The sequence below is a fragment of the Streptomyces iakyrus genome, assembly GCF_000717055.1.
Taxonomy (GTDB): Bacteria; Actinomycetota; Actinomycetes; order Streptomycetales; family Streptomycetaceae; genus Streptomyces; species Streptomyces iakyrus.
Genome location: NZ_JNXI01000010.1, coordinates 197,831 through 211,748, shown reverse-complemented (window position 1 = coordinate 211,748; position 13,918 = coordinate 197,831). Strand labels below are relative to the sequence as shown.

The 13,918-nt window shown below is 69.9% G+C and carries 12 protein-coding genes; 8 read left to right on the top strand and 4 right to left on the bottom strand.

What is annotated here, in order from left to right; genetic code table 11:
• Window positions 1-998 precede the first annotated feature (998 nt).
• The 3 genes from OO68_RS17620 (at window position 999) to serA (ending at window position 5,408) form a co-directional block, all read left to right on the top strand.
• On the top strand, window positions 999-2,204 hold the full coding sequence (locus tag OO68_RS17620; protein WP_033309291.1) for a PLP-dependent cysteine synthase family protein: 1,206 nt from the start codon (window positions 999-1,001) through the stop codon (window positions 2,202-2,204).
• Window positions 2,201-3,499 (top strand): MDR family MFS transporter, encoded by a 1,299-nt coding sequence (locus OO68_RS17615; protein ID WP_033309290.1) that lies wholly within the window; start codon window positions 2,201-2,203, stop codon window positions 3,497-3,499. Before OO68_RS17620 ends, OO68_RS17615 begins: the two co-directional genes overlap by 4 nt.
• Window positions 3,500-3,818: 319 nt before the next feature.
• Entirely contained in the window at window positions 3,819-5,408 is a 1,590-nt protein-coding gene (gene serA, locus OO68_RS17610) for a phosphoglycerate dehydrogenase (RefSeq protein ID WP_033309289.1), read from the top strand.
• 34 nt (window positions 5,409-5,442) lie between these two features.
• Here the strand turns inward: serA and OO68_RS17605 are convergent, their stop codons facing one another.
• Entirely contained in the window at window positions 5,443-5,697 is a 255-nt protein-coding gene (locus tag OO68_RS17605; protein WP_033309288.1) for a hypothetical protein, read from the bottom strand.
• Window positions 5,698-6,131: 434 nt separating this feature from the next.
• Between OO68_RS17605 and OO68_RS17600 the strand changes: the two genes are divergently transcribed.
• The 5 genes from OO68_RS17600 (at window position 6,132) to OO68_RS17575 (ending at window position 10,991) form a co-directional block, all read left to right on the top strand.
• Window positions 6,132-6,776, top strand: coding sequence for a M23 family metallopeptidase (locus OO68_RS17600; protein ID WP_033309287.1), 645 nt, complete (start codon window positions 6,132-6,134; stop codon window positions 6,774-6,776).
• A gap of 463 nt (window positions 6,777-7,239) precedes the next feature.
• Entirely contained in the window at window positions 7,240-8,190 is a 951-nt protein-coding gene (locus tag OO68_RS17595; RefSeq protein WP_033309286.1) for a metal ABC transporter substrate-binding protein, read from the top strand.
• Window positions 8,191-8,480: 290 nt separating this feature from the next.
• Complete coding sequence (locus OO68_RS17590; protein WP_051814691.1) at window positions 8,481-9,122, top strand: GNAT family N-acetyltransferase; 642 nt, start codon at window positions 8,481-8,483, stop codon at window positions 9,120-9,122.
• Between the two features lie 191 nt (window positions 9,123-9,313).
• Window positions 9,314-10,180: a M15 family metallopeptidase gene (locus OO68_RS17580; RefSeq protein WP_245237023.1), complete on the top strand. Its 867-nt coding sequence runs from the start codon at window positions 9,314-9,316 to the stop codon at window positions 10,178-10,180.
• A gap of 235 nt (window positions 10,181-10,415) precedes the next feature.
• Window positions 10,416-10,991, top strand: coding sequence for a DUF305 domain-containing protein (locus tag OO68_RS17575; RefSeq protein WP_157852731.1), 576 nt, complete (start codon window positions 10,416-10,418; stop codon window positions 10,989-10,991).
• Between the two features lie 288 nt (window positions 10,992-11,279).
• Here OO68_RS17575 and OO68_RS17570 read toward each other — a convergent pair whose 3' ends face one another.
• The 3 genes from OO68_RS17570 to OO68_RS17560 form a co-directional block, all read right to left on the bottom strand.
• Window positions 11,280-11,843, bottom strand: a complete 564-nt coding sequence (locus OO68_RS17570) for a DUF2752 domain-containing protein (protein ID WP_063739321.1) — start codon at window positions 11,841-11,843, stop codon at window positions 11,280-11,282.
• A 280-nt stretch (window positions 11,844-12,123) separates the two neighbouring features.
• Window positions 12,124-13,254, bottom strand: a complete 1,131-nt coding sequence (locus OO68_RS17565; protein WP_051814688.1) for a PLP-dependent cysteine synthase family protein — start codon at window positions 13,252-13,254, stop codon at window positions 12,124-12,126.
• Between the two features lie 96 nt (window positions 13,255-13,350).
• Complete coding sequence (locus tag OO68_RS17560) at window positions 13,351-13,833, bottom strand: hypothetical protein (protein ID WP_033309284.1); 483 nt, start codon at window positions 13,831-13,833, stop codon at window positions 13,351-13,353.
• Window positions 13,834-13,918: the final 85 nt, after the last annotated feature.

Genomic DNA, 13,918 nt, shown 5'->3' with positions numbered 1-13,918 from the left:
GACTCGCACGACCACGATCAAGCCCCCTCCCACCCTGCGCAGGAGTGCACGCCGGGGCAGCCCCAGCAGGGGGTCGCCTTCGGTGCTCCCTGTCCTTCTCCGTTGAGCGAGGACTTGCAGCCTCGCGGGGCGGACATCCGTCGGATTTCCCCGGAAAGGGCAGGGGTGACTGTCGCGTCGCCCATGGAGTCCAGAACCTCCACCGTGCTGCAGGTCTAGATTCGGCACGCCTCCGCTGGTCAATCCCGCGCAGTAAAGCGAATGGACCGCTACTGTCCGTTGCGTGCGGCTTTGGCCGGATTGTGGCGCCCGACTTCGCGTACGGCCGCTCGCAGGCTGAACGGTCCGGACGACGGCGCTCGCCCACTGCTCGCCGACCTCTTGCTGCTCTCCCTAGTCCACAGTGCCGGGAGACGGCAGCCGCACGGAGGACCTGTGCCGAACGACCAGTCCCTCGCACCTCCAGCCCAACCTGCTCGGCCATCGCCGCGCCGGTTGCTGGCCTGGGTGCTGGGTGCCCTACTGCTGACGGGGCTCTTTCACTGCCCTGCCCTTCCGCATGACGGAGACCATGGTCATCTTCCGTCGCTGGTGCTGGCCAGTGGCACAGCGCCGGAAGCCGAATCTGCACTTCAGAACGAGTCCGGGCATTCGCATGGCGGTGCCCTCTGCACATCCCCCGGCCTGATCCCCTCGGTTCAAGGTGGGTTGGATTCGCCGACCCGCGCCGGAGCGCTGCTCCCTGCCACCGCAGTACCGGCAGTTGCGGCCGTAGGGCTCTTCGCGCTTCAGCCCCGGCGTCGTAGACATCGGATAGCCACGCCCGGCCGCTCCACGCTCACGATCGTCTGTCGGTGGCGGATCTAGACCTCTCGGTCGCAGCCGTTCGCAACGGCTGCCGCATGCTGCCCGCGGAGGCGGGGACTGCTCCCTGCCCTGCTCGGGCCGCATGCGAGATGAGCGAACACCTGACGCACATCTTCGAACGAGAGCGGACAATGCATTCTCCGACCACTGACATGACACCCCCCACCCGCTCTGCCCTGTCCGGGCTGGTCGGCAACACCCCGCTGCTGCGGGTATCGGAGCCTCTCGCCCCGGAGGGGCGAGGTTTCTGGGCCAAGCTGGAGGGCTTCAATCCCGGCGGTATCAAGGACCGTCCGGGCCTGCACATGGTCGAGCGGGCCCGTTCCCGCGGTGAGCTGCGGCCGGGCGCCCGGATCATCGAATCGACCAGCGGCACGCTCGGCCTGGGGCTCGCCCTGGCCGGCATGGTCTACGGCCACCCCGTCACCCTGGTCACCGACCCGGGCCTGGAAATGTCCATGTCCAAGCTGCTGATGGCATACGGCGCCCAGGTCAACGTCGTCTCCGAGCCGCACCCCACCGGGGGCTGGCAGCAGGCGCGCCGGGACCGGGTCGCCAAGCTCATGGAGCAGCACCCCGGTTCCTGGTGCCCGGACCAGTACAACAACCCGGACAACACGACCGCCTACACCCCGCTGGCCCTCGAACTCGCCACGGAGCTCGGCCACATCGACGTCCTGGTGTGCAGTGTGGGCACCGGCGGGCACTCCGCCGGAGTCTCCCGGGTGCTCCAGCAGCTCTACCCGGATCTGAAGCTGGTCGGCGTGGACACCATCGGGTCGACGATCTTCGGTCAGCCCGCCCGGCCCCGGCTGATGCGCGGCCTGGGCTCCAGCATCTACCCGCGCAACGTGGCCTACGACAACTTCAGCGAGGTGCACTGGGTCTCCCCGGCCGAGTCGGTGTGGACCTGCCGCCAGCTCGCCGCCTCCCACTACGCCACCGGTGGCTGGAGCGTCGGTGCGGTGGCGCTGGTCGCCGGCTGGCTGGCCCGGACCCTGCCCGCGGACGCCCGGATCGCGGCGGTCTTCCCCGACGGTCCGCAGCGTTACCTGGGCACCGTCTACGACGACGACTACTGCGCCGCCCACGGTCTGCTCGATTCCCCGCCCGCGCCGGAGCCGGAGGTGATCGGCCGCCTGGACGAGAAGGAGGTCAGCCGCTGGACGCGGTGCGAGAACGTCGTGGACCCGCTGACGCTGGCCGAGTCCGAGCCGCAGCAGTACGACGTGGCCGGTTCCCTCGACGCGTTGGAGGCGGAAGCCGAGGCGCCCTCGGACGGCGACACCGCCGAGCAGCGTGGCGACGTCGACGAGTCCGAGGAGGGCAACCGGTGAAGGGCACCCTCGCACAGGTTCGTTCCTACGAACGCAGCGTGCAGTTGTTGATGGTGAATCAGTTCACCATCAACCTCGGCTTCTACATGCTGATGCCGTACCTGGCCGCGTATCTGGCAGGGCCCGTGGGGCTGGCGGGCTGGCTGGTCGGCCTGATCCTCGGCGTGCGGAACTTCAGCCAGCAGGGCATGTTCCTGCTCGGTGGGACGCTCGCCGATCGGCTCGGCTACAAGCCGATGATCATCGCCGGGCTGGTGCTGCGCATCGTCGGCTTCGCGACCCTCGGGTTGGTGGAGTCCGTACCCGCTCTGCTGGCCGCTTCGGCGGCGACGGGGCTGGCCGGGGCGCTGTTCAACCCGGCGGTACGGGCCTACGTGGCGGCGGACGCGGGTGAACGCCGGGTCGAGGCGTTCGCGCTGTTCAATGTCTTCTACCAGGCCGGGATCCTGCTCGGCCCACTGGTGGGCATGCTGCTGACCGGCGTGAGCTTCCGCGTCACGTGCCTTACCGCGGCCGGGATCTTCGCTCTCCTGAGCATTGTCCAGATCCGGGCCCTGCCTGCCCGCCGGGGCGACGACGCGGGGCGCGGACAGGACCAGGAGGGCGTGCTGTCCCAGTGGCGGGGCATCGTGTCCAACAGGCCGTTCCTGCTGTTCTCGGTTGCCATGATCGGCTTCTACGTCATGCAGTTCCAGGTCTATCTGGCCCTGCCGCTGGAGGTACGGCGCCTGGGTGGCGACGGGACGTTCGGCACGGGGGCGGTGGCGGTGCTGTTCGCCGTCTCGGGGTTGAGCACGATCCTCTTCCAGACCAAGGTGACCGCCTGGTGCAAGGCCCGCATGGAACCGGGCCGCGCGCTGACCTGGGGGCTGCTGACCATGGGGCTGGGGTTCGTTCCGCTGCTGGTGGCCACTGCGGTCCCGGTACCGGACAGTGGGGTGGGGCTGTGGCTGCTCGCGGCCGTGCCGCCGGCGCTGTCCGCGCTGCTCCTCGCGATCGGCACGATGATCGCGTACCCCTTCGAGATGGACACCATCGTCCGCCTCTCCGGCAACCGCCTCGTCGCCACCCACTACGGCCTGTACAACACCATCTGCGGCATCGGCATCACCCTCGGAAACCTGCTGACGGGTGCCGCGCTCGACGCCGCCCGGGCCGCCGGGATGTCCGCACTGCCATGGGTGGCGCTGTTCGCACTCGGCCTCGCCTGCGCGGCCGCCCTCTACGGGCTGCACCGCACGGGCCGCCTGGCACCACCGGTGCGCGAGGCGCAGCCAGAGCCCGCGCACGCATAACACGACGTCCTGCGCTGGAGGGGGCGGACGAGTTCGCTGCCGCCCCCTCCAGCCGGCCACGCCCATGTCGATGGTCGGGCGTGTGCGCCCACGGATACAAGCACCGCCAGGCCCTCGCCCGCCCGGGCCAGACCACCTGGCACGGCTGCCGTCAGGTAGGCGCGTCACGCCGCCGTCGCCCCGTGCGCGGGCCTGGCACGTCACGTCTCCATGCCGGCCGCACTCCTCCCGCCCCCGCAGAACCCCATCGCAAGTCGCCACCGCCTTCGGCCGCCGAGACGGTCGTTCGCGAAGGAATAGGTAAGGACTGAAGACCACCGTGAGCCCGAAACCCGTCGTACTGATAGCTGAAGAGCTGTCGCCCGCCACCGTTGACGCACTCGGTCCGGACTTCGAGATCCGGCACTGCAACGGCGCCGACCGAGCCGAGCTCATTCCGGCGATCGCCGACGTCGACGCGATCCTCGTGCGCAGCGCGACCAAGGTCGACGCGGAGGCCATCGCCGCGGCCAGGAAACTGAAAGTCGTCGCCCGCGCCGGCGTCGGCCTGGACAACGTCGACGTACCCGCCGCCACCCAGGCCGGTGTGATGGTCGTCAACGCCCCCACCTCCAACATCGTCACGGCCGCCGAGCTCGCCTGCGGCCTGCTGATCGCCACAGCCCGCAACATCCCGCAGGCCGACACCGCCCTGAAGAACGGCGAGTGGAAGCGCAGCAAGTACACGGGCGTGGAGCTGAGCGAGAAGACCCTCGGCGTCGTCGGCCTCGGCCGCATCGGTGCCCTGGTCGCCCAGCGCATGTCCGCCTTCGGCATGAAGATCGTCGCCTACGACCCCTACGTACGGCCCGCGTTGGCGGCGCAGATGGGTGTCAGGCTGCTCTCACTGGACGAGCTGCTGGAGGTCTCGGACTTCATCACCGTGCACCTGCCGAAGACCCCGGAGACGTTGGGCCTGATCGGCGAGGAGGCGCTGCACAAGGTCCGGCCGCACGTCCGGATCGTCAACGCCGCGCGCGGCGGAATCGTCGACGAGCAGGCGCTGTTCAACGCGCTGAAGGAGGGCCGGGTCGCGGGCGCGGGCCTGGACGTGTACGCGCAGGAGCCCTGCACGGACTCCCCGCTCTTCCAGTTCGACCAGGTCGTGTGCACCCCGCACCTCGGCGCTTCCACGGAGGAGGCCCAGGAGAAGGCGGGGATCGCCGTCGCCCGTTCCGTCCGGCTGGCGCTCGCGGGCGAGCTGGTCCCCGACGCGGTCAACGTGCAAAGCGGCGTCATCGCGGAAGACGTACGTCCCTGGCTGCCGCTCGCCGAGAAGCTCGGCCGGATCTTCACCGCCCTGGCGGGCGAGGTCGCCGTCCGGCTCGACGTGGAGGTGTACGGCGAGATCACCCAGCACGACGTCAAGGTCCTCGAACTCTCCGCGCTCAAGGGTGTCTTCCAGGACGTCGTGGAGGAGACCGTGTCCTACGTGAACGCCCCACTCTTCGCACAGGAGCGCGGCGTCGAGCTTCGCCTCACCACCAGCTCCAAGTCCCCGGACCACCGCAACATGGTCACCGTCCGCGGCACACTCGCAGATGGTGAGGAGGCCTCGGTCTCCGGCACCCTTGTCGGCCCCAAGCACATCCAGAAAATCGTGTCGGTGGGTAAGTACGACATCGACGTCCCGGTCGCCGACCACATGGTCTTCCTGCGCTACACCGACCGCCCCGGCGTCGTCGGCACCGTCGGCCGGATCCTCGGCGAGTCGGGCCTCAACATTGCCGGGATGCAGGTCTCCCGCCTGGACGAGGGCGGTGAGGCGCTGGTCGTGCTGACCATCGACAACGAGGTCCCGACCGACGTCCGCAGTGAAATCGCTCAGGAGATCGGCGCCACCTCGGCCCGCTCAGTCAACCTCGACTGACCGACAGCACCCGCTGAACGGCGCGGAGTGCCGTTCAGCGGGTCACCGGGTACTGGGCGTCCGGACCGCCCTGGCGCACCTGCTCGATCTGCACCCCTTTTGCTCGGGCTCGCCTTGTACGCACCTGATCCGGGACGACGTTGAACCACCCGGCGATGGAGTCGCCGTCTGCCCTGCGTGCCTGGTCGGCGGTATGGCTGGCGCTGACCAGGGACTCCCTTGGCTTGTAGCTCAGGCGCTCCGCAAGACCGGCGCCAGCGGGCCGTAGCCGGCGGTGCCTAGCGGCCATGCGTATCGGCGTAGCGCGCGTCACATTCCAGGGTTATGGGATCTTGCCGTCCGGTGATGTGCCCCACAGAGGGTTTATCCCTTACTAGGCGGAATAGTGGCGAAGATTGCTGTAAATGAAGATGTTTCCGCTCCGCAGCTTTGACGGTGGTTTGGGTGCAAGAGTCCCGAGTGATGGAACAGAGGCCAAGTGGGCAGTATGCGACCCTTGCGTAGTGCGCGTAAACCTCTTCGTCGAGGGTGACCACGTGGTCGTTTTGGGATGTTCGGCCGCGAGAGTCATAGGCGTCGAGGGGGCGAGATCCAAGTGGCCGTCTACGATTCTGACTAGTAGAACGGCTCTTTGAGTAATGGAGGGAGCGCGGGTACCAAGGGGTGGCCCGCCCGGCATGTGGCTTGTGTGCCGGGTCCATTCATGCCCGGAGGTAATCCCGAATGTCCCAGCGCACTCGCTCCCACAATCCCGGCTCGTCACTGCTCCGCACTCGGGCGGCCGTCATAGCCGTCGGCCTCGGAGCGTCGGCGGTGCTCGGTGTGGGTACCGCGGTGGCTGCGGGAACGGGCAGCACCACCGCCGCGCTTCCTGGCTCGGCCACGGCTCAGCTCGCTGAGAAGTCCGCCGAGCAGGCCGCAGCCGTCAAGTCGGCCGTGAAGACGGCGCCCTCATGGGTCGCCCCGGTCAAGAAGTACAAGCTCACCGCGGGCTACGCCCAGACGGGCAGCAGGTGGTCGTCGACCCACTCCGGGCAGGACTTTGCCGTGCCGCTCGGTACCCCGGTCGGCGCCGTGCGCGGCGGTACCGTCGTCAAGGCCGGGCCGAACGGCGGCGGGGACGGACCGGCGTACGGCAATGCCATCGTGATCAAGCACGGCAACGGGACGTACTCGCAGTACGCGCACCTGTCCCGGATCGATGTGAAGGCCGGCCAGACCGTGAAGACCGGGCAGACCATCGCCCGGTCCGGCAACACCGGCAACTCCAGCGGTCCCCACCTGCACCTCGAGATCCGCACGAGCCCGAACTTCGGCACCGCGATCAACCCCCTCGCGTTTCTGCGCTCGCAGGGCCTCACCGTCTGACGCGCGGTCCGAAGCGCAGGCCGAGGCGTGAAACAGGGTGCTCACGCGCATCAGGACGCGATTGTCGGCGTGCGGGCGGGCGCGCGGACATCGGTGGTGGCACCGCGCTCGCTGGCAGATGCCCGGACTTCGAGGGTGCGCGCTGCACCGCCGCAGGAGGGTGATGGCGCGCTGTCCTGGCGGAGACCGCAGCGGTGACTGGTCGGCCACGAGTAGCGCGATGTGGTCGGGGTGGAGGTCACCGCGGTCGGGCGGGCCCTGGTGATCGGTGTGATCGTGGCGCTGGTCGCCCTTGATCTGGCGGTGGGCACAGTGCGTCCACCAGCGGTGCGATCATGCCCAACTGGCGGCGGATTCCTACGGAGTCGCGGGAGTGCCCGGGCTGCCCGCGTGTGGGGCAGTCACTTGTCTCCGAAATTTCTTAGTAAATCTTATTGACATCGTTTTCAGCGAGCGTGGGGTCATGCACCTGCGCTTCTCCATACCCGCCACTGCCGTCACCAGCGCCGTGGCACTCTCACTGGTCGGCTTGTCCGCCTGCAGCTCCTCTGGCACCGCCGCCGGGAGCGACGGTGGCGGCAGGGTCGATGTGGTGGCGTCGTTCTATCCCATGCAGTACCTCGTCGAGGAGATCGGTCGCGACCACGTCTCCGTGACGACTCTCACCAGGCCCGGTGTCGAGCCCCATGACCTGGAACTCACCCCGCAGCAGACGGCCCAGCTCGGCGAGTCCGACTTCGTTCTCTATCTCAAGGGCCTCCAGCCTGCCGTTGACGAGGCCGTTGCTCAGTCCGGCGTGAAGGACGCCGTCGATGCCACGGCCCTCACCACTCTCGAAGATCTCGGCACGGCGGACACCGAAGACGGGGAAGAGGGCGGTGAGGCCGCCGCCTCGCTCGACCCGCACATCTGGCTCGACCCGGTCAAGTACGCCGAGGTCGCCAAGGGTGTCGGCACAGCCCTGGAGAAGGCCGATCCGGAAAACGCCGCCGCGTACAGGAAGAACACCGAGGCCCTGGTCACCAAGCTCGACGGCCTCAGCGCCAGATTCGCCGACGGTCTGGAGAACTCCGCGAGCAAGGTCTTCATCACCTCCCACACGGCCTTCGGTTATCTCGCCCAGCGGTACGGTCTTGAGCAGCAGGGCATCGCCGGGCTCGACCCGGAGTCCGAGCCGAGCGCGGCCCGGATGAAGGAGCTGCAGGAGATCGCCAAGCGGGACAAGGTCACCACCGTCTTCTTCGAGACCCTCGCCAGCGGCAAAACCGCGAAGACCCTTGCCCGGGACACCGGCCTGAAGACCGATCTCCTCGACCCGGTCGAGGGAATCACCGAGCAGTCGCGCGGTGACGACTACGTCGAGGTCATGGACGCCAACCTCGCTGCGCTGCAGAAGGCGCTCGGCGCGAAGTGACAGGGCCTGCTGCGCCCGTCCCTCGCCCTCCCTCAGGTGCCGGCCGCAAAGGCCGCCCCTACTGGGGCTGCCTCGCGCGGTCGGGGGCCGCTGCTCCGCCTCAAGGTGAACAACTGAACTACTAAGTTGCTACGAGGTGTAGTAATTTCTGTCGAGTGGAAGCCGACACGCGCTCAGCCGCCTACCCGAGTCCTGCACTCTCCGCCCCGCGTCAGTCCCCCGAAGGGCCTCCGATCGGGCCGAGGAGAGCCGACCCTCGGCCGGCGGACAGCGGCTTCCGGATCCGGTTCATGGACCCGGAAGATCTCCCGTTCGTGGTGGCCGAGCACCTGAGACACTTTCCGGACAGCTTCTTCGCGCGCCTCGGGCCGAAGTTCCTGACCGCGTACGACCGGACCTACCTCACCAGCCCAGACGGGCGTGCTTACGTCGCGGAAATGGGCGGGCAGCCGGTGGGCTTCCTCATCGGTGGGATCGACCCGGCGGCGCACCGCCGCCATGTGCTGCGCGACTACGGCCGCGGACTGCTGCTGCGCGCACTGGGCAGCCTGTGTCTGCGGCCCCGCCTCGCGCTGCACTTCCTGCGTACCCGGCTGGTGCGCTACGGCCGCAAGCTGATACCGAACCGGGCGGCCCGGCAGGCTCCCGCCGTCGGTCCCACCGGCGTCACCGCTGTCCTGGACTACGTCGTCGTGGCCGAGCACGCCCGCTGCCGTGGCATAGGGTCTCGGTTGATCGCGCGGTTCGTGAAGGACGCCACCGACGCGGGCTGCGCGCGTGTCACTCTCGTCACCGCCGCCGAGGGCGGGGCTGGACCGTACTACGAGCGGCACGGCTGGCTGCCTCAGGGAGAGATCCGCACGCCCGAGGGCCGCCGCCTCCTCACCTACGATTTCCCGCTGCACGAGGGCCCGACACCCGAGCACCCCTGAGGCGCCGGCCTCGTCCGCCCCGCCCAGGACCGACCAGATCACCCCCCACCGGAACCGCCGTCTGCTCGGCACGGCTGTCCCGGAAGCACTCCAGGAGACCCTGCTTGACCAGCCACGCACCGGAGACGGGGCACACGCGCACCGCGGCCCGCCCTCACCACCCGCACAGGGCCACGGCATCGTCCACCCGAATGCGCCGCCTCAAGCTCACCCTTGGAGGAGTGGCGCTGCTCTCCACGACCGCGCTTCTGGTCAGTGGCTGCTCGTCCTCGTCGGCGTCCGAGGACGCGCCGTCCACGCCGACTGCCGGCACCTCTGAGGCGACCTCGCCGAGCCCCTCCCCGACTCCCAGCCCGACCCCCACCTCCTCCCCGACCCCTTCCCCCACACCGTCCCTGGAAGCCGCGGTCAAGGAGATCACGGGCGCCCAGTGGTCCCGCATGGTGGCGGCAGGACTGTGGCGCAAGGGCTGCCCCGACGTCCGCGACCAACTGCGCCGCGTGGAGATGAACTACCTCGGCTTCGACGGCAAGGTGCACCGCGGCGTCGTCGTGGTCAACGCTGACGTGACGGCCAGCGTGATCCGCATCTTCACGCGACTGTTCGAGGAAGGCTTCCCCATCCGCCGGATGGAGCCGATGGAGGTCTACGACGGAGACCTCAACGCCAGCCTGGCCGCCGACAACACCTCCGCGTTCAACTGCCGGCGCCCCGACCAGATCAACGCCCCGTTCAGGGAGTCCCCGCACGCCAACGGCCGCGCGATCGACATCAACCCGCGCGAGAACCCGTGGATCAACCTGCGGACCAAGAAGTGGTCGCCGAGCGCCGAGTACGCCGAGCGCACCAAGGGGAAGGGAAAGATCCTCGAGGGCGGGCTGGTCTGGCAGGCGTTCACGGAGGAGGGATGGGTCTGGCAGGACATCAAGGTGCCCGACTACATGCACTTCGACACCGGGTACCCGTCCGTGCCCTTCAAGGGGCCCACCGCGAGTCCGTCCGCTGCCAGTCCGTCGACAGCGGGGTCGACAGCGGGGCAGTCCGCCCCGGCCGGGTGAGCCGGTCCGGCCGCGCCGCTGACATGCGTTCACATCGTGACCCGGGTCCAGGACGCGGCTTCCGGGTCCCCGGGCTTCCGGTTCCTGCTTCCTTTTCCGCTGCACTGAGGTGAGAACACTCATGACACGTCTTCCCGGCCGGTCGCGTAAGTCCCGTCGCCTCCTTGTCCTTGCCGGTGTCTCTGCGGGAGCCCTGCTTCTCAGCGCGTGCGGCGGTGGCATGGGAGACATGGACATGAGTGACGGCACGTCCGGTTCGCCGTCTGCCTCCACGGCCGCCCATGAGGGCGCGATGGCCATGCCGACGACCGCGCCGGGTGCGTTCAACGACGCGGACGTGGCCTACGCACAGGGCATGATCGCCCACTGCACACAGCTGGTGGAGATGTCCGGCCTGGCTCCCGACCGCGCCTCGAACCAGGAGGTCAAGGATCTGGCGAGCAGGACCATGACCGACGAGGAGGCCGAAATCGCCGCCGCACGAGGCTGGCTCAGGCACTGGAACAGGCCCGAGTCCGCCGCCGAGGGCGGCATGGGCGGCATGGACATGGGCGGCGATGATGGCAGCGACATGAAGATGGCCGGCTCGATGTCCGAGGCCGACCTGGAGAAGCTCAAGACCGCCGAGGGGGTCGCCTTCGACCGCGCCTTCCTGAAGGCGATGATCGAGCACCGCAATGGCGAGATCGAGATGACCCGGGGCGTGCTCGGGGACGGCCGCAATGCGACCGTGAAGCAGCAGGCAGTCATGATGGCCGCCATGCAGGAGGACGAGGTCCAGAGCCTGACGCGACTTCTCGCCAAGCTCTGAGCCTGTGCCAGAGGAGCCCGTCGTGGGCGTCGGCCATCGCGTGTGGCAGGAAGGACGGACGCGTTCCCTGCCACCCATGTCACAGGTGTGGGGGCACGTGACGCCAGCCGTCGCGGACCCCGTCGGCCTGCGTGCGCAGCCGGTTCAGCCCCATGGCGGCAGGCCGCACCTCATGGCAGCAGGCAGACCTCCTGGCCTGGGAAGTGTCCCGGCGGAGTCGGCGCCGCCCTCGCCTCGGCCCGGGAAACGCCCTGGGCGGCGGACCACCGTACGGCAGCGGCCGGCCTGTCAGGTGCGACCGGCCCGCCGGATCAGCAGCAGGACCAGGAGCACCACGGCCGCGGCCAGCGGCAAGGTGACCGACAGCAGCAGCCAGGCGGACGGCGCGCGGCCCGGTCCGGAGCTCAGCAGGTCGGCGTGTGCCTGCTGATTCGCCTCCAGTGCCACCAGCAGCACGACACCGGTCGCGACCGCCGCCCGGCGGTTGCGGACCCGGAGGTTCGGCCACCGGCCGCGCAGTCGGCCGACTGCCTCGCGCCCCAGCACTACGGCCGCACCCAGCACAAGGAGCAGGCTGAGCGGGTTGTAGCGCCACGCCGTGACGAAGTCCCCGAACATCGCCGCGTGCACGCCCCGGGTCCCGCCGCACAGCGGGTCCATCACGCCCGCGTGGTGCAGTGGGCTGTGCAAGTCCACCGGCGGCAGCCCGAGGACGGCCAGCAGCGCACCGGAGGCGAGGCCGACGGCGGCCAGCGGCCCGGCCCACCGGTGTCGGTCGTGCCCCTCCAGATGCACCTGCAACGGCAGCCATCGCCGCCGGCCCTCCGCCCCAGCCGTCGCCGTGTCACTCATCCCGACGTCCTCCATCGCCTGCCGTCTCACGCCGTCGTTTCCGGGCCGCCGTCAGGGCGCCTCCGCCCCCTCATTGTGGACACCTGGCGAACCGGCCGCGCGCGCCCGGCGCCGCCCGCCGCACAGTGAGACGCGGCACGGCAGTGGCCCGGCCGCTCGTCCCACAGCTGTGGGCATCAGCCGCGCCGGGCGGGCTACCGGACATCGGCGCCGGTGAACTGCTGGACCATCAGCAGCCTGACGCATCCGTTGAACGAACGGAACCGCGCGGCGAGGGACTTCATCGCACGGCCTCCTGCGGCACGGTGACGTGGGTGCACCGGGTCCACCATGCGACCGTGCGCTCGCCAGGGTGGGCGATCTCGTCCGGGTCGGTGGACGGGAAGGTGCGCAGGAGGTCGTGGGTGCGGCAGTACTCGTCGCTGTAGACGGTGTTCCAGTAGCGGTGCACGCCGTCGGGGAAGACCGCGGCGATCCGGGTGCGCTCGGGCTCGGTGCGGGCCAGCCAGCCCGCGACCAGGGCGACCGCGCCCACGCTCCAGCCACCGCTGGCGTAGTGGCCGCGGGCCAGTTGGCGGCAGGTCCACACGGCCTCGCCCGGTGCTACCCAGTGAACCTCGTCGAAGGCCGCGTGGTCGACGTTGCCGGGGTGGATGCTGCTGCCCAGGCCGCGCATGAGGCGCGGTCCCGCGGGCTGGCCGAAGACCGTGGAGTTGACCGAGTCGACGCCGACGAGCTTCAGTTCCGGGTTGAAGGTGCGCAGGGTGCGGGCGATGCCGGCCGAGTGGCCGCCGGTGCCGACTGCCGCGACCAGGACGTCGATCCGGCCGAGCTGGACCATCAGTTCGAGGGCGAGCGGGGCGTAGGCGGCGACGTTGTCGGGGTTGTTGTACTGGTCGGGGCACCAGGCCGACGGCGTACGGGCGAGCAGTTCGCGTACGCGCTGCCGGCGCGCTTCCTGCCAGCCGCCCACGGGGTGGGGCTCGGTGACGATGTCCACGTGCGTGCCCAGGGCACGCAGTTGATGCACCATCAGCGGCTCCATGCCGGGGTCGGTGACCAGGGTGACCGGGTGGCCGTAAGTGATGCCGGCCAGGGCGAGGCCGAGGCCGAGGGTGCCGCTGGTGGACTCGATGACGGGCGCGCCCGGTGCCAGGTCGCCGCGTTTGCGGGCAGCGGCGACCATGTGCAGGCCCGGGCGGTCCTTGATGCCGCCGGGATTGTTGCCTTCCAGTTTCGCCCAGAAGCCGCGCCCCGGAGGGTTTAGGGGTTCCCCCACCCACAGGACGGGGGTGTTGCCGACCATGCCGGCGGGTGACCGGCGCGGGGCTCCGGCCGGTTGGGGGAGTTCGTGTGCCGCGAGGAACGAGGTGATGTCGCGCGAGGAAACGCCGCGCAGGGCCGTGCTCATGAGTGGTCCTTCCGCGGCCCGCTCGTGGCGGGGCCGCACGTCCGTGCCGTCCGTGGGGGTTCCGGAACGCCCGGCGGAGACGCCGGGCGGGCACGGTCAGGTACGGCTGACGCAGACCAGTTGCAGCAGAGTGGGGCCGGTGGACCCGGGAGCGCGGGTCCCGTCCCCGGGCCCCGGGGGAGCCCCGGACGCCGTCGGGTCCTCCGGGCGGCGGCCCAGTGAGAGGAGCGCGAGGAACGGGAACGCCAGGAGCATCGACCCGCTCGCCGCCCGGAGGTCCGCGGGCACGTCCGCCGGGTCGCAGCACAGGACGTCGTCGTGCCCCGGATGCCCGTCGGCCCAGCCGGCCGGGGAACAGGCGGGCCCGGTGGCGACGGTCCCATGGGTGTGCGCCCCGTGCGCCCCGTGCGCTCCGTGCTCCCCGTGCGCCGGCGAGGCGGCCGACACCGCGGGACCGTGGTCCTCCGCGGCGTGCACGGCGCACGCCACCAGATGGGCCGTGAGCGTCAGCACCAGGCCCACCAGGAGGACGAGGGCCGGCCTGCGCGACGCCGCGCGGCCGACGGATCCCTGCGGCATGCCACTGATCGTAACTGGACCGTCACGATCAGCCACCTTTTATGCATCTTCGAGTGAAGAGTTCGCTCCTGCCGTGACTCCACCC